The organism is Erwinia magellanica (genome assembly GCF_039023495.1).
Classification (GTDB): Bacteria; Pseudomonadota; Gammaproteobacteria; order Enterobacterales; family Enterobacteriaceae; genus Erwinia.
In genome coordinates this window covers 684,983-707,098 of record NZ_JBCHVC010000002.1, presented here as the reverse complement: position 1 = coordinate 707,098, position 22,116 = coordinate 684,983, and the positions used below count along the sequence as shown (strand labels likewise).

Genomic DNA, 22,116 nt, shown 5'->3' with positions numbered 1-22,116 from the left:
TTTAAACGCCAGCGCCGGATGATTAACCGTGGCGGCGCTCAAAATCAATCATGAAATCAGTCAGTGCCTGCACGCCTTCCAGCGGCATCGCATTGTAAATTGAGGCGCGCATTCCGCCCACTACACGGTGGCCTTTCAGCGCATGCAGCCCGGCGGCGAAAGATTCTTCCAGGAAGGTGTTATCCAGAGCGGCATCCGCCAGCTGGAAAGGCACGTTCATACGTGAACGGTTAGCCAGAGCCACTTCGTTGCGGTAGAAATCGCTGCTATCAATAGTGCCATACAGCAGATCGGCTTTAGCCTGGTTACGCTTGTCCAGCTCACTGACACCACCCTGCTCTTTCAGCCATTTGAAGACTAAACCAGAGAGATACCAGGCAAAGGTTGGTGGCGTATTGAACATCGAATCATTGTCGCTGAGCACCTGGTAATCCAGGATGGAAGGCAGCTCTTTTTTAGCCTTGCCCAGCAGATCTTCACGTACCACAACCAGCGTCAGGCCAGCGGGACCGATGTTTTTCTGCGCGCCGGCATAAATCACACCATAACGGTTGATATCCAGAGGCGTGGACAAAATGGTTGAGGAGAGATCGGCCACCACTACTTTATCGCCGAAATCTGGCTCTTCATTAATGGCAATGCCGTCAATAGTTTCATTCGGGCAATAGTGGACATAGGCCGCGTCGTCCGAAATAGCCCAGCTACTCATCGGGGTGATAGCTCGCAGGCCATCAACCGTGGTCTTCGCTTCAATGACGTTTGGCGTGCAATATTTCAGCGCTTCTTTTATTGCGCTGTGTGCCCAGTAACCGCCATCAACATAGTCAGCCGTGGTCTTGCTACCCAACAGATTCATGGGAACAGCGGCAAACTGCGCGCGCGCGCCACCGTGACAGAACAGGACTTTGTAGTTCGAAGGGATTTTCAGCAGGTCGCGAAAATCCTTTTCAGCCTCTTCAGCTACCTGCATAAATTCTTTGCTGCGATGGCTGATCTCCATCACGGAAGTTCCCAGGCCCTGCCAGTTACGCAGCTCCTGTTCAGCACGACGCAAAACTTCTGCCGGCAGCATCGCCGGGCCGGAGCTAAAATTGAAAACCTGACTCATTTCCCCTCACCACTTTCTCAGTTCAATCGATGTCGATTCTGCTATCGGTTTTATCATTGCCCTTCTCTGGCTGCAATGTTTTATCCGGTCAGCCGACCAGTTCCGGAAAGATGCGCTGTGGCGCAGGCACGAATTTCCCCCCTCGCATAGCGAATCCAGAAGAAACCCCGTATCATTGCGCCCTTTCTGCACAACCCAAAACAAGTGGGCACTATGACGCAAACGTATATTCCAGGCAAAGACGCCGCGTTGGAAGACTCCATCGCACGCTTTCAGCAAAAATTAGAGGATCTGGGCTTTAATATTGAAGAAGCCTCCTGGCTGAACCCGGTTCCTCATGTCTGGTCGGTACATATCCGCGACCGTGACTGCCCGCTCTGTTTTACTAACGGTAAAGGTGCCAGCAAGAAAGCGGCTCTGGCCTCTGCGCTGGGCGAATATTTCGAGCGCCTCTCCACGAACTACTTTTTTGCCGATTTCTGGCTGGGCAACAAAATCGCTAACGGTGACTTTGTTCATTATCCCAACGAAAAATGGTTCCCACTGCCGGAAGATGACAGCCTGCCAGCCGGTATCCTCGATGAGCGCCTGAAAGCTTTTTACGACCCTGAGCAGGAAGTCAGCGCCAGCGATCTGATCGATTTGCAGTCCGGCAACGCCGACCGTGGGATCTGCGCCCTGCCGTTCACCCGTCAGTCCGATCTGCAAACCGTCTATATCCCGATGAACATCATTGGCAATCTCTACGTTTCTAACGGGATGTCTGCCGGGAACACCGCTAATGAAGCCCGTGTGCAGGGGCTTTCTGAAGTCTTTGAACGCTACATTAAAAACCGGATCATTGCGGAGTCCATCAGCCTGCCGCTGATCCCTCAAGAGGTTATGGATCGTTACCCTGGTGTGGTGGAGTCTGTTGCCAAACTGGAAGCCGAAGGGTTCCCTATCTTCTCATATGATGCTTCCCTGGGCGGTCACTATCCGGTGATTTGCGTGGTGCTGTTTAATCCGGCAAACGGCACCTGCTTCGCCTCCTTTGGCGCGCACCCGGACTTTGGTGTCGCGCTGGAACGTACCGTGACGGAGCTGCTGCAAGGCCGCAGCCTGAAAGATCTGGATGTCTTTACGCCGCCTACGTTTGACGATGAAGAGGTGGCAGAGCATGCCAATCTGGAAACACACTTTATCGATTCAAGCGGCCTTATTTCCTGGGACATGTTCAAAGATGAGGCTGACTATCCCTTTGTGGACTGGAGCTTCAGCGGCACAACCGAAGAAGAATTCGCCACACTAATGGCGATTTTCAAAGCGGAAGATCGGGAAGTTTACATTGCCGATTACCAGCATCTGGACGTTTATGCCTGCCGCATCATCGTGCCGGGGATGTCTGATATCTATCCTGCTGAAGATCTGCTGCTGGCGAATAACAGCATGGGCGCTTATCTGCGCGAAACCTTGCTCTCTCTGCCCGAAACGCAGTGGGAAAAGGAAGATTATCTGGCGCTGATCGAGCGCCTGGATGAAGATGGTCACGACGACTTTACCCGCGTTCGTGAACTGCTTGGCCTGGCGACAGGGAAAGATAATGGCTGGTATACCCTGCGCATCGGCGAGCTGAAAGCGATGCTGGCGCTGGCGGGTGGCGACCTTGACCAGGCGTTGATCTGGACAGAGTGGACCATGGAGTTCAACAGCTCAATCTTCACCCCAGCCCGCGCTAACTATTATCGCTGCCTGCAAACCCTGCTGCTGTTAAGTCAGGAAGAAGAGCGCGATCCGGTGCAATACCATACGGCATTTGTCCGCATGTACGGTCTGGATGCGGTAGAAGCGGCCTCTGCCGCCATCAGCGGTGAAGCGCCTTTCTATGGCCTGCAAACTGTTGATGAAGATCTGATGGCTTTCCCTGCTCACCAGTCGCTACTGGCTGCCTATGAGAAACTCCAGCAGGCCAAACGCCTTAACTGGAAGTAACTTCTTCAGGCGGTCGGTGCTTCATTTAGCCGACCGCCTGCCTGACTTTTTTAAAATCTTTCATCAAAAGTTAAGGAAAGGTGAATTGAAAATTCGTTTTCATAAGTTCCTTAACCTTCCAGAAACAATCAAGCCGCTAACCTTGCCTTAACAAGGCGCATCTTGTGCTTTTTTCAACTTATTTTTAGACTTTTAAAAAGTATTTATACTTTAAATATCAAAGAGATAATATCAAAACCTTACAAAACAAGGGTGTTTAACGCCCACTACTCCGAACCAATATGATCCATATCAATTTCTAACCTATACTCCTTTGTTAGTATCTCGTCGTTGACTAATTTTGGGAGTAGTTAGTGTGAAAGCTGGCAACCCGTTTGACTTAATCGTCCCGTCTGAGATGGCTAAAATAGCCGAAGAAGCTGGCGTCTATAAAGCAACTAAAAAACCCTTCACCACCTTTTTCCTGGCCATTACGGCTGGTGTCTTTATCTCCATTGCTTTTGTCTTCTATATCACCGCAACGACCGGTTCAGCGCCTACAGGGCTGACAAAACTGGCAGGCGGCATCTGTTTTTCACTGGGTTTGATGCTGGTAGTGGTCTGTGGTGCCGACCTCTTCACCTCCACCGTGCTGACCATAGTGGCAAAAGCCAGCGGACGCATCACCTGGGCTCAGCTGGCGCGTAACTGGATCAACGTTTATGTGGGCAATTTTTTTGGCGCGATGTTTTTTGTTGCCCTGATCTGGTTTGCCGGCCAGGCGATGACAGCCAATGGTGCATGGGGGCTAAATGTTCTGCAAACGGCTGACCATAAAATGCACCATACTTTTATTGAAGCGGTTTGCCTGGGCACGCTGGCCAATCTGATGGTTTGCATGGCGATCTGGATGAGTTATTCCGGCCGTACCCTTACTGACAAAATGCTGGCGATGGTGCTTCCGGTTGCGATGTTTGTCGCTAGCGGGTTTGAGCACAGCATTGCAAATATGTTTCTTATCCCGCTGGCGATTATCATCCGCGACTTCTCTGGCCCCGAATTCTGGCAGGCTACTGGCACAACGGCCGCCCAATTTTCACATCTGACCGTCAGCAATTTTATCACTGATAACCTGATCCCCGTCACTATCGGCAATATCATCGGCGGAGGGTTCCTGGTAGGACTGACCTACTGGGTTATCTATCTGCGCGACGGCGACCAGCACTGATTAAGCACCTGCGGCCCACACAGCGGCAGGAACGACAGAACTCCACGTAATTAAGGTAGGTATCAAATGAGCGAGCACAACGAAAAACAGGCTGCGGCCTGGGAAAGCTTTGTACAGGGCGAATGGCAGAACAGCGTCAACGTGCGTGATTTCATTCAGAAAAACTATACCCCCTATGAAGGTGATGAGTCATTTCTGAGTGGCGCGACTGAAGCCACTACCGCCCTGTGGGATAAGGTGATGGAAGGCATCAAGCTGGAAAACCGTACCCATGCGCCGGTAGATTTTGATACCGACCTTGCCTCCACTATCACCTCTCATGATGCGGGCTACATCGATAAAAAACTGGAAACCATTGTTGGCCTGCAAACTGAAGCACCGCTGAAACGCGCGCTGATTCCGTTCGGCGGCATCAAAATGGTTGAAGGCTCCTGTAAAGTATATGGCCGTGAGCTGGATCCAGGCCTGAAAAAAGTCTTTACCGATTACCGCAAAACCCATAACCAGGGGGTGTTTGATGTCTATACACCGGACATTCTTCGCTGCCGTAAATCTGGCATCCTGACTGGTCTGCCGGATGCCTATGGTCGTGGTCGTATCATTGGTGACTACCGCCGCGTAGCGCTTTACGGCATTGATATGCTGATGAAGGACAAATTTGCACAGTTCTCCTCGCTACAGGCTGATATGGAAAATGGCGTGAACCTTGAAGCCACCATCCGCCTGCGTGAAGAGATTGCCGATCAGCATCATGCGCTGCAACAGATTAAAGAGATGGCGGCAAAATATGGCTGCGATATCTCAGGCCCTGCTACCACTGCTCAGGAAGCGGTGCAGTGGACCTACTTCGGTTATCTGGCGGCGGTGAAGTCTCAGAACGGCGCGGCTATGTCGTTTGGTCGTGTATCAACCTTCCTGGATATCTACATTGAACGTGACCTGAAAGCGGGTAAAATCACCGAACAGCAGGCGCAGGAGTTAATTGACCACCTGGTGATGAAACTGCGTATGGTTCGTTTCCTGCGCACCCCTGAGTATGATGAACTCTTCTCCGGTGACCCGATTTGGGCAACCGAATCGCTGGCCGGTATGGGCGTTGATGGTCGTACTCTGGTCACTAAAACCAGCTTCCGCTTCCTGAATACCCTCTACACTATGGGGCCTTCTCCGGAACCGAACATGACCATCCTGTGGTCTGAAAAACTGCCGCTGAATTTCAAAAAATTTGCAGCTAAAGTCTCTATCGATACATCATCCGTGCAGTATGAAAATGATGATCTGATGCGTCCTGACTTTAACAATGATGATTACGCTATCGCCTGCTGCGTCAGCCCAATGATCGTCGGCAAACAGATGCAGTTCTTTGGCGCCCGCGCTAACCTGGCAAAAACCATGCTCTACGCTATCAACGGCGGCGTGGATGAAAAAATGAAAATGCAGGTGGGTCCGAAAGAAGCTCCAATGATGGACGAAGTGCTGGACTACACCAAAGTGATGGAACGCATGGATCACTTTATGGACTGGCTGGCTAAGCAGTATGTGACCGCGCTGAATATCATTCACTATATGCATGACAAATACAGCTACGAAGCCTCGCTGATGGCGCTGCATGACCGCGACGTCTATCGCACTATGGCTTGTGGTATTGCGGGCCTTTCTGTAGCAGCGGACTCTCTCTCTGCGATTAAATATGCCAAAGTCTCCACCATTCGCGATGAAGATGGTCTGGCAGTAGACTTTAAAATTGAAGGTGAATACCCGCAGTTTGGTAACAATGATGCACGCGTGGATGATATCGCCTGCGACCTGGTCGAACGGTTTATGAAAAAAATTCAGAAACTACAGACTTACCGTAACGCGGTACCAACCCAGTCGGTGCTCACTATCACTTCTAACGTGGTGTATGGTAAGAAAACAGGTAATACCCCGGATGGCCGCCGCGCTGGTGCACCTTTTGGACCAGGTGCCAACCCTATGCATGGCCGTGACCAGAAAGGAGCTGTCGCCTCTCTGACCTCCGTGGCTAAACTGCCCTTTGCCTACGCAAAAGACGGCATCTCTTATACTTTCTCCATCGTGCCAAACGCGCTGGGTAAAGATGATGATGTACGTAAAGCGAATCTGGCCGGTTTGATGGATGGTTACTTCCACCACGAAGCCAGTATTGAAGGCGGTCAGCATCTGAACGTCAACGTCATGAACCGTGAGATGCTGCTGGAGGCGATGGAAGATCCTGAAAAATATCCACAGCTGACTATCCGCGTATCCGGTTATGCCGTTCGCTTTAACTCTTTAACCAAAGAGCAGCAGCAGGATGTGATTACCCGTACCTTTACTCAGAGCATGTAATTTTCTGAGTAATCAGAGGCTCCACTCCGGTGGAGCCTCACAAGTCTTGTTTGCCAGCCCTACCGGTTTCGTGAGGCTGGCAAAACAGACTTAACGCAGCTTAAAGACTGCGTACCTGCCTGAGGGCGGGTCTACCGTGGAGAATTCATCGCAATGTCAGTCAAAGGTCGCATCCACTCATTCGAATCCTGCGGTACCGTCGACGGTCCCGGCATCCGTTTTATCACCTTCTTTCAGGGCTGCCTGATGCGCTGCCTCTATTGCCATAACCGCGATACCTGGGATACCCACGGCGGCAAAGAGGTTACCGTTGAGGAGCTGATGAAGGACGTTGTCTCTTACAGGCACTTTATGAATGCCTCTGGCGGCGGCGTCACCGCTTCCGGAGGTGAGGCCATTCTTCAGGCTGAGTTTGTCCGGGACTGGTTCCGGGCCTGCCATGCGGAAGGCATCCACACCTGTCTGGATACCAATGGCTTTGTCCGCCGCTACGATCCGGTGATTGATGAACTGCTTGAAGTTACCGATCTGGTGATGCTTGATCTCAAGCAGATAAACGATGATGTGCACCAGATCCTGGTAGGCGTATCCAATCATCGTACGCTGGATTTCGCCCGCTATCTCTCCAGGAAAAAAATCCGCACCTGGATCCGCTATGTTGTGGTGCCGGGCTATTCCGATGATGATGATTCAGCCCATCGTCTGGGAGAGTTTACCCGTGATATGGGTAACGTGGAAAAAATCGAGCTGCTGCCCTATCACGAACTTGGCAAACATAAATGGGTGGCAATGGGCGAGGAATATAAGCTGGATGGCATCCATCCCCCGAAAAAAGAGACCATGGATCGCGTTAAAGGCATTCTGGAAGGTTACGGCCATAAAGTGATGTACTGAATTATCAGCGACTGAATAAATAAAAATGGAGCCAGCAGGCTCCATTTTTTTCGTCTGTCACTCAGGCATGAGCCACAGGGGTGGCCTGCTTGTCCGCTTTGCGTAACAGCATCATCAGGTAGATAAATGCGACCGCAGCGATCATCACAAACAGCACGCGATCGGAGTAGTTTTGCATCAGGGCAGAGGTCATCGCCGGGCCTATCAGGCTGCCAATGGTGTAACTCAGCAGTAAAGCCTGATTCATTGCCACCAGCTCATGGTGCGCAACCTTTTCGCAAGCCCATGACATTGCCACCGGATAAAGCGTAAAACCCGCACAGCCCAGCACGAACAGAGCGGGAGCCATCGCGGCGTTACCCAACATAGCAATGGCACCCAGGATCACCACGAAGACCTGAACGCGCAGTACCAGCAGGCGGCCATAGCGGTCGGCCAGACGCCCTACCGGCCACTGCCCTACGATTCCAGCGCTGACCATCAGCGCCATCCAGTATCCCACCGTGGCATCATTCATGCCCTGGTGAGAAAGATAAAGCGGCATCAGACCATACAGCGATCCCAGCAGGATCCCTGAAATAATGCAGCCATTAATGCCCAGTCTCGCACTGCGGCGGCGCAACATTGGCCACATGCGGCCAGGCGCTGCCTCTTCGTCATTACCTTTCGCAGTGATCCTGGCGAAGACCAGCGGCAGAATAGCCGCCAACACCACGCCCGTTACCCACGGCAGCACATGCAGCAAATCGGTGGAAACTTTACTCACTAACAGCTGCCCGGCTACGGTGCCGAGGTAATAAACAATCATATAAGCGGCCAGCAGCTGACCACGATTGCGAAGCGTACCGCTGCATAACAGCGCGCTTTCCACCACCACCCAGATCACAGCACAGCCGATACCGGCAACGAACCGCCACAGCGTCCAGGCCCAGAAACCGCTCTCCAGCCCGAGCGCCGCAGTCGCTACGGCGAACAGTAATGAAGCGATATAATAACTGCGATTAAAGCCAAGCGTTTTTATTGTCCAGCCTGCCAGCAGCGTTCCGGCCAGGTTGCCGGTGTAATAGGAAGAGCTTACGACACCCACTTGCCAGGTAGGCAACAGATCATGGGTCAGCCAGAGCGGAACCAGCGTATTCAGCACGGCAATAGAAACCGTCATCAGCAAAAGGCCGCAAAGCAGCACAATAACAGGGCGTGACCAGATGGACATTTTTAGTGGAAATACCAGGGAGGAGAAGATTTTGCGCGAATAATGCCATTAGAAAAAATATTGTCAACGGCACACTTTTTATCGCAGCACAATTTGCTGTGAACCGATTTAATTTTTTTATCTACAGTGACTTAGAAGGTAGGATTATTCGCAGCGGCAACCTGTTATCTTAATGAAAATCAGGCTTTTAGCCTTTACAGCCCGTTTGCTGTCGATAACATTTCTTTTTGATAGTTAAAAAAAAACCTGCGGGTTGTCCACAGGTTTTTTTTAGCAGCCAGAATCAGGGGTTAGCCGATAAAATCCAGGCCTTTCATATAAGGCTTCAGCACTTCCGGAACCGCAATACGTCCATCAGCCTGCTGATAGTTTTCCAACACTGCCACCAGCGTACGGCCTACGGCCAGGCCAGAGCCGTTAAGGGTATGCACCAGACGAGGTTTCTTCTCGGTTTTAGTGCGGCAGCGAGCCTGCATACGACGCGCCTGGAAATCACCCATATTGGAACAGGAAGAGATCTCGCGATAGGTATCCTGGGCTGGCAGCCAGACTTCCAGATCGTAGGTTTTGCAGGAGCCAAAGCCCATATCACCGGTGCACAGCAGCACTTTACGGTAAGGCAGGTTCAGCAGCTGCAATACTTTCTCAGCGTGGCCCACCAGCTCTTCCAGCGCATCCATGGAGTCTTCAGGGCGGGTGATCTGCACCATTTCAACCTTGTCGAACTGATGCATACGGATAAGCCCACGCGTATCACGACCATAGGCGCCCGCTTCAGAACGGAAGCAAGGCGTATGAGCGGTGAACTTCAGCGGTAAAGACTCTTCTTCAAGGATCTCATCACGCACCATATTGGTCAGCGGCACTTCAGAAGTTGGGATCAGCGCATAATCACTGCTGGAGGCCTCTTCTTCAAGCGGACGAGTATGGAACAGATCTTCACCAAACTTAGGCAGCTGACCGGTACCGTACAAAGAGGTATGGTTTACCAGATAAGGCACATAAGTTTCCAGGTAGCCATGCTGCTCTGTATGCAGATCCAACATAAACTGGCTCAGGGCACGGTGCATCAGGGCAATCTGCCCCTGCATCACCACAAAGCGTGAACCGGTGAGTTTAACACCCATGGCAAAATCGAGGCCGGAAGCCTTTTCGCCCAGTTCTACGTGGTCACGCACGGCAAAATCAAAGGCGCGTGGTGTTCCCCAACGGCTGATCTCCAGATTTTCACTGTCGTCTTTACCCAGCGGGACTTCATCAGCCGGGAGGTTAGGGATAGCTGAAGCCATTTCACGAATGGCATTCTGAAGTTCGTCCAGTTCCGCTTTGGCCGCGTCCAGGCGTTCGCCCAGCGCGTTCACTTCCTGACGTAATGGCTCGATATCTTCCCCACGCGCCTTGGCCTGCCCGATAGATTTGGATCGGGAGTTACGTTCCGCCTGCAAAGATTCCGTTTCTACCTGTAGAACTTTGCGACGTTCTTCCTGAGAACGCAGCGTTTCAACGTCAAGCTTAAAGCCCCGGCGTGCCAGTTTTTCAGCGACTGCGTCTGGCTCATTACGCAGCAGATTGGGATCGAGCATGCTTGTCCTGTGAATATTTTTTTGAGTGAATGAGGGACGCATCCGGCGCGCGAATGCGTTGAATTCCTTGCTAACCTTACCGCAACGTCACATTCAACGATAGCGTTTTGTCGGGCTATTTTGATCCTGCTCAGCCAGCCAGGCGAGCTTTTCACCAATCTTTCCTTCAAGGCCACGGGAAGTTGGTCGGTAGTAACGCGTTTGTGCCATTTCAGGCGGGAAGTAATCCTCGCCTGCGGCGTAGGCGTTGGGTTCATCGTGTGCGTAGCGATACTCCGCCCCCAACCCCATCTCTTTCATCAGCTTAGTGGGCGCGTTCCGCAGATGTTCTGGTACGTCAAAATCGGGGTTATCACGCGCATCGCGCATCGCTGCCTTGAACGCGGTATACACGGCATTGCTTTTTGGTGCGCACGCTAAATAGACAATAGCCTGCGCAATAGCCCTTTCCCCCTCTGCGGGGCCAACACGTGTAAAGCAATCCCAGGCTGAGATGGCAACCTGCATGGCGCGCGGGTCCGCATTGCCTACATCTTCAGAGGCGATTGCCAGTAAACGCCGCGCCACATAGAGGGGATCGCCCCCCGCCGTGATGATGCGGGCATACCAGTAGAGAGCGGCATCCGCAGAAGAGCCGCGCACAGATTTATGCAGCGCAGAGATCAAGTCGTAATAACGATCGCCTTTATTATCAAAACGGGCGCTGCGCTCGCCAGAGACTTCGTTAAGTAATTTAGCCGTCAGCTCGCGTCTGCCTTTGCTGTTCACCTCGGCCATGTCCGCCATCATTTCCAGCGTATTCAGGGCGCGACGGGCATCGCCATTGACTAACTCAGCCACCATGCGCCGGGTATCCGCAGGCAGAACAATGTTCTCCTTACCGTATCCACGTTCGCTGTCTTTCATTGCCTGATCCAGCACTATTTCAATGTCGTCACTGGTCAGGGATTTCAGCAGATAGACGCGCGCGCGGGAAAGCAGCGCCGAGTTGAGTTCGAAAGAGGGATTTTCAGTAGTGGCGCCAATAAAGGTGATGGTGCCATCTTCGATATGCGGCAGGAAAGCATCCTGCTGGCTTTTATTAAACCGGTGTACTTCGTCCACAAACAGGATGGTGCGGCGACCAGCCTCCCGATTCTGTCTGGCTCGCTCAATCGCCTCGCGGATCTCCTTTACCCCCGAGGTCACGGCAGAGATGCGTTCAACATCAGCCTGACCATAGCGACCAATAATTTCTGCCAGCGTGGTTTTACCGGTGCCTGGCGGCCCCCACAGGATCATCGAGTGAAGATGACCGGCCTCAATCGCTCGCGGCAGAGGTTTTCCAGCAGCCAGCAAGTGTTGCTGACCGATATATTCAGCCAGGGTACGTGGCCGCATACGCGCGGCCAGAGGCTGAAATTCGTTGTGGGAGAAGTCCAGAGACAGATTGCTCAAGCTAACCTCACTGACGCTGATCGTCCACCGTCACGCCTTTTGGCGGTGTAAACTGGAATTTGCTGGCTTCAACGGCCCCATTTTGCTGGGTTTTAAGCGTATAGCTGCTGCGCTGTCCATCCTGCTCTACGGCGCTGAACTGATTAATGGTGCCATTGCCAGAGACATTGATGGTGAACTGTTTCAGGTTGCCGTCAGCGGATTTGGGCGTCAGTTCAAAACTGTCACCCTGCTGCTTGATATTGTACTGCTTCCAGTCGCTGCCCTGGTTACGTGCAATCAGCATAAAAGGCGTGTTGCTGGTAGCATCTTTCAGCCAGGTAGCGCTGACCTGCTCAACAAACGGATTATAGAACCACAGCGTTTTACCGTCAGAGATCAGTACGCTTTCATCCGGTGCAGTCATATGCCAGTTAAAGAGGTTAGGACGCTTAACCCACAGCTCTCCTTCTCCATCCTGAACGGACTGGCCGCTGCCGTCGGTGACTTTCTGGGTGAAGCTGGCGTGGAAGCTTTTTACTTTACCCAGACGCTGCTGTAGGTCGGATGACGCATCAGCCAGTACGCTGGCGGAAGCAAAAGCGGCAATCAGAGAGCAGGAAATCATTAACTTTTTCATTACGGCATCCTTATTAAAACTTTTCTATCCCGAAGAGCGGGTAAGCCCGGAGGATAACTGTAACCAGGCACAGGCGAATGCAACAGGGGATCCGCCTGAATATTTCGTGCAATTAAGTGAGATATGGGGACGGAGTGCCGAAACTCAACGGGCCGGATTACCCCGGCCCGTTATTTACAGCAGCACTACATCTCATGCGGCGGCGGCGAAAGTACCTCGCGGTTGCCGTTATGGCCTGGCGAGGAAACAATGCCCTGCGCTTCCATCTGCTCAATGATGCGTGCCGCCCGGTTATAGCCGATACGGAACTGACGCTGGACGCCCGAAATAGAGGCCCGACGTTTTTCCACCACAAAGCCCACGGCCTGATCGAACAATGGATCCAGCTCTTCATCGCCATCAAGGCCAGCACCGCCTTCGCTCTCTTCGCCAGCGGTGATGCTTTCGATGTACTGTGGACGTCCCCGCGCTTTCCAGTCCTGCACGACCGCATGCACTTCCTGATCCCGTACGAATGCGCCGTGAACACGCACCGGCATTGAGGAGTTTGGCGGCATGTACAACATATCCCCCATGCCCAGCAGCGACTCTGCGCCCGCCTGATCCAGAATGGTACGTGAGTCGATTTTACTGGAAACGGTAAAGGCGATACGCGTCGGGATATTGGCCTTAATCAGACCGGTGATCACATCCACGGACGGACGCTGCGTAGCCAGCACCAGGTGGATCCCTGCCGCACGCGCTTTCTGCGCCAGACGGGCAATCAGCTCTTCAACTTTTTTGCCCACGGCCATCATCAGGTCGGCAAACTCATCCACCAGCACCACGATGTAAGGCAGTTTTTCCAGCACCGGTGGCGTGGCATCCATGCTGTCACCCGGCTTCCAGAACGGATCCGGGATTGGGCGGCCCATCGCTTCTGCCTGCTCCACCTTCTCGTTATAACCGGCAAGGTTACGAACGCCCAGCGCGGACATCAGCTTATAACGACGTTCCATTTCACCCACACTCCAGCGCAGCGCGTTCGCCGCATCTTTCATGTCGGTGACCACCTCAGTTAACAGGTGAGGAATGCCTTCATAGACCGAGAGTTCCAGCATTTTCGGGTCAATCATGATAAAGCGCACTTCTTCCGGCGTGGCTTTATAGAGCATGCTGATGATCATGGCGTTAACGCCGACAGACTTACCGGAACCGGTAGTACCGGCAACCAGCAGGTGCGGCATCTTCGCCAGATCTGCAACCACAGGCTGACCTGCAATATCTTTACCCAGCACCACCGCCAGCGGTGAAGGGTTGTCACGGAACTGAGGACACTCCAGCACTTCACGCATGTAAACCGTCTGACGATGTTTGTTCGGTAACTCCAGACCAACGTAAGGTTTGCCCGGTATCACTTCAACTACGCGCACAGCCACAGCAGAGAGAGAGCGTGCGAGGTCACGTGAGAGATTCGAAATACGTGCGGCCTTGACGCCAGGCGCCAGGTCAAGCTCAAAGCGGGTGATAACCGGCCCTGGCGATATGCCAACCACTTCCGCTTTAACACGATAATCACCAAGGCGCGCTTCAACTAAACGTGCCGTTTGCTCAAGCGCAAACATATCTACCGGTTCCGCTTCTGCTGGCGGCGCGGTCAGCAGATCCAGCGTTGGCAGCGGCGTGGTCGGCCTTTCCAGCGGTTGTTCATGGCGTACCAGGAACGGATGGAACAGGCTGTCATGAGCAGGCTTGACCGGTTCAGATTCAACCGCGGGGACCGGCACGGCTGGAGGTGACTGCCATGAAGGCGCAGCGGCTGGCGGCTGTGCACCGCCCTGAGGGTGAGCATCCTGCCATGAAGGCGCAGCGGCTGGCGGCTGTGCACTGCCCTGAGACTGAGCATCCTGCCATGAAGGCGCGGCGGCTGGCGGCTGTGCATCGCCCTGAGGCTGAGCATTCTGCCATGAAGGCGCGGCCGCTGGCGGCTGTGCACTGCCCTGAGACTGAGCATCCTGCCATGAAGGCGCGGCGGCTGTTGGCTGTGCACCGCTCTGAGGCTGAGCATCCTGCCATGAAGGTGCAGCAGCTGGCTGATGCACTTCCGGTTGTGGCTGAGAAGCCTGCCACGGCGGCGCTTCAGCAGACTGCTGTGCTGCTCCGGCCTGAGGCTGAGCAGCTACGGGTTGCTGCGCCGGAGAAGCATGCCACGAAGGCGCTGCGGATGGCGGTTGCTGAGAAGCCTGTTGAGGCTGCTGCCATTGCGACGGTTCGGCCGCCGCTTCGGCAGGCAGCGTAAATAGCGGTTCGGTTGGGCCATCATCAACCAGATCGTCAAGCGGAGAGAAGTCGAAGGCGCCGGCGGTATCCAGCTTAAAGGCAGAGGAGGTTTCCCGCTCTGCTTCCTCGCCATAACGCTGATTCTGTTGCATCGCAAACTGGCGTGCCAGGGCGGCCTGCTGCACTGCCTCTTCATCCTCTTGCGCAAACTCCTCGCCATAGCGGGTCTGCTGTTGAGCCATAAACGCCTCACGCAGATGCAGTTCATCAAGATCCTGCTCCTGCGCCGCATCATGTTGCTCAACAGACGGAGAAGCTGAGGCGTGTTGCTGTTCCTGCTCTTTGGCTTTTTCTTCCGCCATGCGTTGAGAAGGCAGCTTAATACCATAAGAAGCCAGCTCGCGGCGCGTAGGTAATTTCACCGGATTAGGGCGTGGCAGTGCCGGGCCAATACCCTGCTTAACCTGAGGATTGCCTGCCTCGCTGGTAGCGCTGAAGCCAGGCATGAAGGGAGCTGAAGCCGCAGCGACTTTCGCAGCATCGGCCACGCCCTGCATTCCTGCTGCCGTCTCTATTGCTGGTGCAGGCTGCGAAGAGAAATCAAACGGCGATGCAGAAGAGGCATCACGCCAGTTCCCCATCCGCGGCCCTTCATCCTCATCCCCGACCTGTACTGAAGGTGCTGGCGTCCCGGCTGGCATCTCAAACCGATAAAGCTCCGGCTTTTCAACTACCGGTGCCGTTTGCAGAGAGGGAGAAACAGCAGGAGCGGAGGTCGGTAATGCAGCTGCTGGAGGCGCGGCGTTAGCAGATGAAGGCGATGAAGAGAGATCAGATAAAGGCTCGGCCGCTGAGAGCGGTGCAGCTGAAGGAGCCACAGAGTGAGGCGTAGCCGGGTTTACCGCTGCCGGAGCCGCTGAAGTCGTTGCCGCAGAAATGCCTGCGGAGGCGGTAGCTGGCTGGCTAAACAGCGGATCCTCTTCCTCTTCTGCGGCGCTATGCTCTGCACGCGGCGCGGTGAACAGCACATCATCATCGTGAACAAGCTGAGCTTCTGCCCGCTCGCTACTCTGTTCATCTTCTTCTTCATGCCAGCGCTCATCGGCACGGGTGCGGTTACTGGCGAAAGTGAGCACGCCCATTACCACACCGCCAATCTTCTCAGCAATGGTCAGCCATGACCAGCCGGTATAGAGCGTCAGCCCTGCCGCCCAGACAAAGAGCAGAGTTAAGGTACCGCCTGCGCCACTAAACCAGGGTGCCATCGCATTACTTAACAGGCTGCCAATGACGCCGCCTGAAGCAAAATACCAAATGTCATCCGCATTGAGCGCGGCCAGACCACAGGAGGTGACCACCAGTGCCAGTACACCAATCAGCCGCAACGCGACGGCAAAGTAGTCTATATATTCCTGAGAATGGCGCTGCTGGAAGGTGATCCAACAGAGTCCAAGAATAACGGGAGGTATGGCATAAGCCATTACGCCGAAAATGAAGAACAGGGTATCCGCAAGCCAGGCGCCAACGCCGCCGCCCAAATTATGGATAGGTTCATGCCAGGCGGTCTGAGACCAGCTGGGATCGGAAGGATTGAAGCTCACCAGCGCCACCATCAGATAGACGGCGAAAAGAGCAACAATAATCAGTAACGCTTCCAGCAGACGACGTCCACTGCTCAGCGGTTGTAGGGATACTTCTTTATCTTCTGTGTATTCCTGGCTCAAGAGTACTCTCCAGGTGCCTGTAAACTATGGAGGCAACAGCGCCGGGCAAGCCCGACGCTGAACCTGTATGAATTCACAGGAGTGTACCGAAATCTCTCAGGTTTTGCACCTGCCCTGTGTTACCGCGTTTTAATAACTAAGCGGTTACTTTGTTTTACTTCTTCCATGACCACATAAGTCCGGGTGTCATTCACGCCCGGCAGACGTAGCAGGGTCTCGCCCAGTAATTTGCGGTAGGCTGACATATCGGGAACGCGCGTTTTCAGCAGGTAGTCGAAATCCCCTGAAACAAGATGACACTCTTGAGTTTCCTCAAGTTTTTGTACGGCGGCGTTAAATTGCTCAAACACATCCGGTGCACCACGATTCAGAGTAATCTCAACAAATACCAGCAGTGAAGCATCCAGATAGTGAGGATTCAACTGGGCGGTATAACCGAGAATAAAACCCTGTCGCTCCAGACGGCGGACGCGCTCAAGGCATGGCGTCGGTGATAAGCCCACGCTTTTGGAAAGGTCGACGTTGGAAATTCGCCCATTTTTTTGCAGTTCATTAAGGATGTTGCGGTCGATCCTGTCGAGATCTTTACCGGGTCGTTTTTTATTGTCTACCATTATTATTGTCTCTCTAAATGCCTTCCCTTTACTTGCCATACCCTGAATATGTTCGGTTCCAGGGTTGTTCTAAGTGAAGTCAGGAGCCTGCTGCGCCTCTTTCGGGCGCCCATCCGTATGACGCATGTTGTCTGTCCACACCATGCGTCATGACCAATGACAGACTGCGTTTATGCCGCTGTACTACTTAAACATGGAATGAAAACCTGTTTTGACAGCTTAAACGCCCTCTGCTTCCTACACTGTTTTCGCAAAAGCGCAGCCGATTGTCAAAGCAAAACAAACAAAACCAGTACAACATGCCAGAAGTATCGCTGCGCGACTGTTTTTAAATAGATATTTTTCTTTGCGGCGCACTACGAAGCAACACGCTTTGCCCTGTTTTTGCGCATCGCTCCCTGTTATGGCGCATACCCTGATTGGTCAAACCTTTTGCAATCATCGTTAACAAAATTGCAGAACGCTTTTGTTGCCGCGTTAAATTCCCTACAATCAAAAATATTTGCCAGACAAAAAAATGAGGGTCTCATGAGCACGGCCAGACACAGTAAATTACTTATCCTGGGTTCCGGCCCGGCTGGTTATACCGCTGCAGTGTATGCGGCGCGCGCCAACCTGAATCCGGTGTTGATTACCGGCCTTGAAAAAGGCGGACAGTTGACCACCACTACAGAAGTGGAAAACTGGCCTGGCGATCCTCACGATCTCACCGGTCCACGGCTAATGGAGCGGATGCAGGAACACGCTGAAAAATTCAATACTGAGATCATTTTCGATCATATCCACACGGTAGATTTACAGAACCGGCCGTTCCGCCTGACGGGCGACAGTGCTGAATACACCGCAGATGCCCTGATCATCGCTACGGGCGCGTCAGCGCGCTATCTGGGACTGCCTTCTGAAGAGGCGTTCAAAGGACGCGGCGTTTCCGCTTGTGCGACCTGCGACGGCTTTTTCTATCGCAATCAGAAAGTGGCGGTGATTGGCGGCGGTAATACTGCCGTGGAGGAAGCGCTTTACCTGGCGAACATCGCTTCTGAAGTCCATCTGATCCACCGCCGGGACAGCTTCCGTGCCGAAAAAATCCTGATCGATCGGCTGATGGAAAAAGTGCGCAATGGCAATATCGTGCTGCATACCAATCAGACGCTGGATGAAGTCCTGGGCGATCAGATGGGTGTCAGCGGCCTGCGCCTGCGCTCTGCGCTGGACAATCAGCAGACTGAAGAGTTGTCCGTTGCCGGCCTGTTTGTGGCGATCGGTCATAGCCCGAATACCGGCATCTTTAAAGATCAGCTTGAACTGGAAAATGGCTATATCAAAGTCCAGTCAGGCCTGCAAGGTAACGCCACGCAAACCAGTATCCCAGGCGTATTTGCCGCAGGCGACGTTATGGACCATATCTACCGTCAGGCAATTACTTCTGCCGGTACCGGTTGCATGGCCGCGCTGGATGCCGAGCGCTATCTGGATGGATTAGTTAAAAACTCTCAGTAAGTTGTTAACTTCCTGCATCTATCTTGCTTAAGGCGGCCTTCTCAGGTCGCCTTTTTATTTTCTGCATTGTACCATTGCCAGCCTGTTCCCCCGGTGGGACGTCCCCTCTGTTTTCGTTAACCGCTCAGCTGGAAAGGCATGAACAAAACACGGCAACAACATTTACTTCGCTGGCTGAAAAGCCAGACAGGCCATGGTAAACGCTGGTTACGACTTTCGCTGGTGTTGGGGCTGGTCAGCGCCCTGGTGGTGGTCTGTCAGGCCTGGTTACTGGCGACACTGCTCCAGTCACTGATTGTTGAACACCGTCCTCGCGAAACGTTACTCGTCCCCTTTATTCTGCTGCTCAGCTGTTTTTTGCTCCGAGCTGTTCTGGCCTGGCTGCGTGAAAAAGTGGGTTTCGAATGCGGCAGAGCGATTCGCGCCACGCTCAGGCAGAGGGTTCTTGATCGGCTTGGTGCTCTGGGGCCAGCCTGGATCAAGGGTAAACCGGCGGGCAGTTGGGCAACGCTGCTGCTTGAGCAAATTGAGGAGATGCAGGATTACTATTCCCGCTATCTGCCGCAAATGTTGCTGGCCCTCTTCGTACCCTGTTTTATTCTGATTGCGCTTTTCCCGGTGAACTGGGCTGCGGCCCTGATCCTGCTCTGCACCGCGCCGCTGATCCCGCTGTTTATGGCGCTGGTAGGCATGGGCGCCGCCGACGCCAATCGCCGTAACTTCCTTGCCCTCGCCAGGCTTAGCGGCCATTTTCTCGACCGTTTACGCGGTCTGGAAACACTGCGGCTGTTCCATCGTGCAGAGGCTGAAACTGAGAGCATTCGCGCCGCGTCGGAAGATTTCCGGCAGCGCACAATGGAAGTCCTGAGACTGGCCTTTCTCTCTTCTGCCGTGCTGGAATTTTTCGCTTCTTTGTCCATAGCCGTCGTCGCGGTCTATTTTGGTTTCTCCTATCTTGGCGAGCTGAATTTTGGGCATTACGGCTCCGGCGTCACCCTTTTTGCCGGTTTTCTGGCGCTGATCCTGGCACCAGAGTTCTTCCAGCCGCTGCGGGATCTGGGTGCGTTTTATCATGCAAAAGCCCAGGCCGTAGGGGGTGCCGACTCGCTGGAGACGTTTTTAACCAGCAGCGATACTCAGGCCCATGAACGAGGCGATCGGGTAATTGATCTCCAGCACGGCCTGACGGTGCGCGCAAAAGATCTTCAAGTTCTGTCACCAGAAGGCCAGGTGCTGGCAGGCCCGCTGAGCTTCACGCTTGCATCGGGCCAGCGTGTTGCGCTGGTGGGGCAGAGTGGCGCGGGCAAATCCTCGCTGCTGAATGCGCTCTCGGGGTTTCTGCCTTATCAGGGTTCGCTACAGATTAACGGCGTTGAGTTGCGCGAATTGGATCCTGCTTTCTGGCAGCAGCAACTCGCCTGGGTTGGCCAGAACCCTCACCTTCCTGCATCAACCCTCCGGCAGAATATTGTGATGGGCGGGAATGAGGAGCATGAAAAGCTACTCCGCGTTTGTGAACAGGCTGGCGTTACTGAATTCCTTCCCCGCCTTCCTGCGGGGCTGGAGAGCGAAACAGGTGAGCAGGCTTCATCTCTCTCCGTAGGTCAGGCACAGCGAGTCGCCGTTGCCAGAGCGCTCTATAAGCCCTGTCATCTGCTGTTGCTGGATGAGCCGGGTGCCAGTCTGGACAGTCACAGCGAGCGCCATGTTAACTCGGCCTTGCTGCAAGCTTCCTTTAACCAAACAACGTTGCTGATAACCCATCAGCTGGATCAGCTTGAAAAGTGGGACGAGGTCTGGCTGATGCGCAACGGATCTCTTGTTCAGCAGGGTTCGCATGCTCAGCTGCTGCGCAGCCCCGGCGCTTTTGCCGACCTGGCAGCTCAGCGTAAGGAGACGGTGGAATGAAAGAGTTATGGCCCTTCCTGGCGCTCTACCGGCGTCATTTCTGGCGGCTTTCCCTGGGCGTTTTACTGGCTGTCGTCACACTGCTGGCAAGCATTGGGCTACTGACGCTCTCTGGCTGGTTCCTCGCTGCCTCTTCGCTTGCTGGCGTGGCCGGGCTTTACAGTTTTAACTATATGCTGCCCGCCGCTGGCGTGCGCGGCGCGGCTATTACCCGGACGGTCGCGCGCTACTTTGAGCGCCTGGTCAGCCACGACGGTACCTTCCGGGTGCTTCAGCATTTACGCACCTTCACCTTCAGCAAGCTGCTCCCGCTCTCGCCTTCTGGCCTGGCCGGTTTTCGTAAAGGCGATCTGTTAAACAGACTGGTTGCCGATGTCGACACGCTTGACCACCTCTACCTGCGGGTTATCTCTCCGCTTATCGGGGCGTTGCTGGTTATCCTGACGGTGACGCTGGGTCTGGGCTGGTTGGACTGGCCGCTGGCGCTGACGCTGGGGGGCTTGATGCTGGCTACATTACTGGTGCTCCCTCCCCTCTTTTACCGCGCAGGGCGGCCTGCTGGCCTGGCCATCACCGCCTTACGTGGTGAGTATCGCAGCAAACTCACCGACTGGCTCCAGGGCCATGCAGAACTCTCTGTTTTTGGGGCTGAACCCGCTTTTCGTCGGGATCTGGATCAAACAGAAAAACGCTGGCAGGCAGCGCAACAGCGCCAGGCGAGTCTGATGGGACTTTCTCAGGGGTTGCTAACGCTGATTACCGGCGTAGCCGTGGTAGTTATTCTCTGGCTGAGTGCCGGAGGTGTAGGGGGTAATAGCCAGCCCGGCGCGCTGATTGCATTGTTTCTTTTTTGCGCGCTGGCTGCCTTTGAGGCACTGGCGCCGGTGGGGGGCGCCTTTTTACATCTGGGGCAGGTGATGGCCTCTGCCCGCCGCGTTACCGACATTATCAGCCAGAAGCCAGCGGTTGAGTTTAAGCAGACTCCCCGCCCGCTTCTGCCAGGTGTCAGCCTGAGCGTGGAGGATCTCTCGTTCAGTTATATACCGGGCCAGCCTGCGCTGGACGCCTTTTCCCTGCAAGTCACGCAGGGTGAACATATTGCGCTGCTGGGCCGCACCGGCTGTGGTAAATCGACCCTGTTACAGCTTTTAACCCGCGCCTGGGATCCGCAGCAGGGAGAGATCCTGCTGAACGGCGAGCCGCTGCCAGCGTGGGACGAAGCGGCGTTACGCGCCGCCACCAGCGTGGTCACCCAGCGCGTCCATCTGTTCAGCAATACGCTGCGGGAAAATTTACTACTGGCCTCGCCGGGACGCAGTGATGCTGAGTTAACAGAGGCGCTGGAGCAGGTTGGCCTGAACGTTCTGCTGGAAAACGACCAGGGACTGAATGCCTGGGTTGGCGAAGGCGGACGCCAGTTGTCAGGCGGAGAGTTAAGAAGGCTTGGACTGGCGCGCGCGCTTCTCCATGATGGCGATCTGTGGCTGTTAGATGAACCTACCGAAGGGCTGGATGCGGAAACCGAACAGCAAATTCTTGCCCTGCTGCGGCGGGTCGCAAAGCACAAAACGCTGATCATGGTGACGCACCGTCTGCAAGGGCTGATGCACTTCGACAAAATTTGCGTTATGGATAACGGCACCATTACCGAGCAGGGAAATCATCTCGAATTAATCTCAAAACGCGGACGTTACTGGTATTTTCACCAGCGGTTTGCGCTATAGTCATAGCCT

Annotated in this window: 13 protein-coding genes and 2 pseudogenes; 7 read left to right on the top strand and 8 right to left on the bottom strand. The window is 54.1% G+C overall.

Translation table 11 applies throughout. The features are described from left to right. Positions 1 to 22: 22 nt before the first annotated feature. Complete coding sequence (gene serC / locus AAH450_RS10590) at positions 23 to 1,108, bottom strand: 3-phosphoserine/phosphohydroxythreonine transaminase (protein ID WP_342910174.1); 1,086 nt, start codon at positions 1,106 to 1,108, stop codon at positions 23 to 25. Positions 1,109 to 1,321: 213 nt separating this feature from the next. Between serC and ycaO the strand changes: the two genes are divergently transcribed. The 4 genes from ycaO to pflA all read left to right on the top strand — a co-directional run bounded on the left by ycaO (position 1,322) and on the right by pflA (position 7,529). Continuing rightward, positions 1,322 to 3,079, top strand: coding sequence for a 30S ribosomal protein S12 methylthiotransferase accessory factor YcaO (ycaO, locus tag AAH450_RS10585; protein ID WP_342910173.1), 1,758 nt, complete (start codon positions 1,322 to 1,324; stop codon positions 3,077 to 3,079). 355 nt (positions 3,080 to 3,434) lie between these two features. Further along, positions 3,435 to 4,286, top strand: coding sequence for a formate transporter FocA (gene focA / locus AAH450_RS10580; RefSeq protein ID WP_342910172.1), 852 nt, complete (start codon positions 3,435 to 3,437; stop codon positions 4,284 to 4,286). 66 nt (positions 4,287 to 4,352) lie between these two features. Beyond that, on the top strand, positions 4,353 to 6,635 hold the full coding sequence (gene pflB / locus AAH450_RS10575) for a formate C-acetyltransferase (RefSeq protein ID WP_342910171.1): 2,283 nt from the start codon (positions 4,353 to 4,355) through the stop codon (positions 6,633 to 6,635). A 153-nt stretch (positions 6,636 to 6,788) separates the two neighbouring features. After that, positions 6,789 to 7,529, top strand: coding sequence for a pyruvate formate lyase 1-activating protein (gene pflA, locus AAH450_RS10570; protein ID WP_342910170.1), 741 nt, complete (start codon positions 6,789 to 6,791; stop codon positions 7,527 to 7,529). Positions 7,530 to 7,590: 61 nt separating this feature from the next. Here pflA and AAH450_RS10565 read toward each other — a convergent pair whose 3' ends face one another. The 7 genes and pseudogenes from AAH450_RS10565 to lrp form a co-directional block, all read right to left on the bottom strand. Further along, the gene (locus AAH450_RS10565) at positions 7,591 to 8,742 is read right to left on the bottom strand and encodes an MFS transporter (RefSeq protein ID WP_342910169.1); all 1,152 of its coding nucleotides are present in this window, start codon (positions 8,740 to 8,742) and stop codon (positions 7,591 to 7,593) included. Positions 8,743 to 9,032: 290 nt separating this feature from the next. Beyond that, entirely contained in the window at positions 9,033 to 10,325 is a 1,293-nt protein-coding gene (serS, locus tag AAH450_RS10560) for a serine--tRNA ligase (RefSeq protein ID WP_342910168.1), read from the bottom strand. A gap of 93 nt (positions 10,326 to 10,418) precedes the next feature. Further along, entirely contained in the window at positions 10,419 to 11,762 is a 1,344-nt protein-coding gene (locus tag AAH450_RS10555) for a replication-associated recombination protein A (protein ID WP_342910167.1), read from the bottom strand. Between the two features lie 7 nt (positions 11,763 to 11,769). Next, positions 11,770 to 12,381, bottom strand: a complete 612-nt coding sequence (gene lolA / locus AAH450_RS10550) for an outer membrane lipoprotein periplasmic chaperone LolA (protein WP_342910166.1) — start codon at positions 12,379 to 12,381, stop codon at positions 11,770 to 11,772. A gap of 185 nt (positions 12,382 to 12,566) precedes the next feature. Next, positions 12,567 to 14,561: pseudogene (locus AAH450_RS21130) on the bottom strand (DNA translocase FtsK); the annotation flags it as partial. Positions 14,562 to 15,803: 1,242 nt separating this feature from the next. Then, positions 15,804 to 16,364: pseudogene (locus tag AAH450_RS21125) on the bottom strand (DNA translocase FtsK 4TM domain-containing protein); the annotation flags it as partial. A 119-nt stretch (positions 16,365 to 16,483) separates the two neighbouring features. Beyond that, the gene (gene lrp, locus AAH450_RS10540) at positions 16,484 to 16,978 is read right to left on the bottom strand and encodes a leucine-responsive transcriptional regulator Lrp (RefSeq protein ID WP_013201514.1); all 495 of its coding nucleotides are present in this window, start codon (positions 16,976 to 16,978) and stop codon (positions 16,484 to 16,486) included. A gap of 528 nt (positions 16,979 to 17,506) precedes the next feature. Here lrp and trxB point away from each other — a divergent pair. The 3 genes from trxB (at position 17,507) to cydC (ending at position 22,107) form a co-directional block, all read left to right on the top strand. Continuing rightward, positions 17,507 to 18,475: a thioredoxin-disulfide reductase gene (trxB, locus tag AAH450_RS10535; RefSeq protein ID WP_342910164.1), complete on the top strand. Its 969-nt coding sequence runs from the start codon at positions 17,507 to 17,509 to the stop codon at positions 18,473 to 18,475. A 138-nt stretch (positions 18,476 to 18,613) separates the two neighbouring features. Beyond that, complete coding sequence (gene cydD / locus AAH450_RS10530; protein ID WP_342910163.1) at positions 18,614 to 20,383, top strand: heme ABC transporter permease/ATP-binding protein CydD; 1,770 nt, start codon at positions 18,614 to 18,616, stop codon at positions 20,381 to 20,383. Continuing rightward, a complete protein-coding gene (cydC, locus tag AAH450_RS10525) occupies positions 20,380 to 22,107 on the top strand; it encodes a heme ABC transporter ATP-binding protein/permease CydC (protein WP_342910162.1) in 1,728 nt (575 codons plus the stop codon). Before cydD ends, cydC begins: the two co-directional genes overlap by 4 nt. Positions 22,108 to 22,116: the final 9 nt, after the last annotated feature.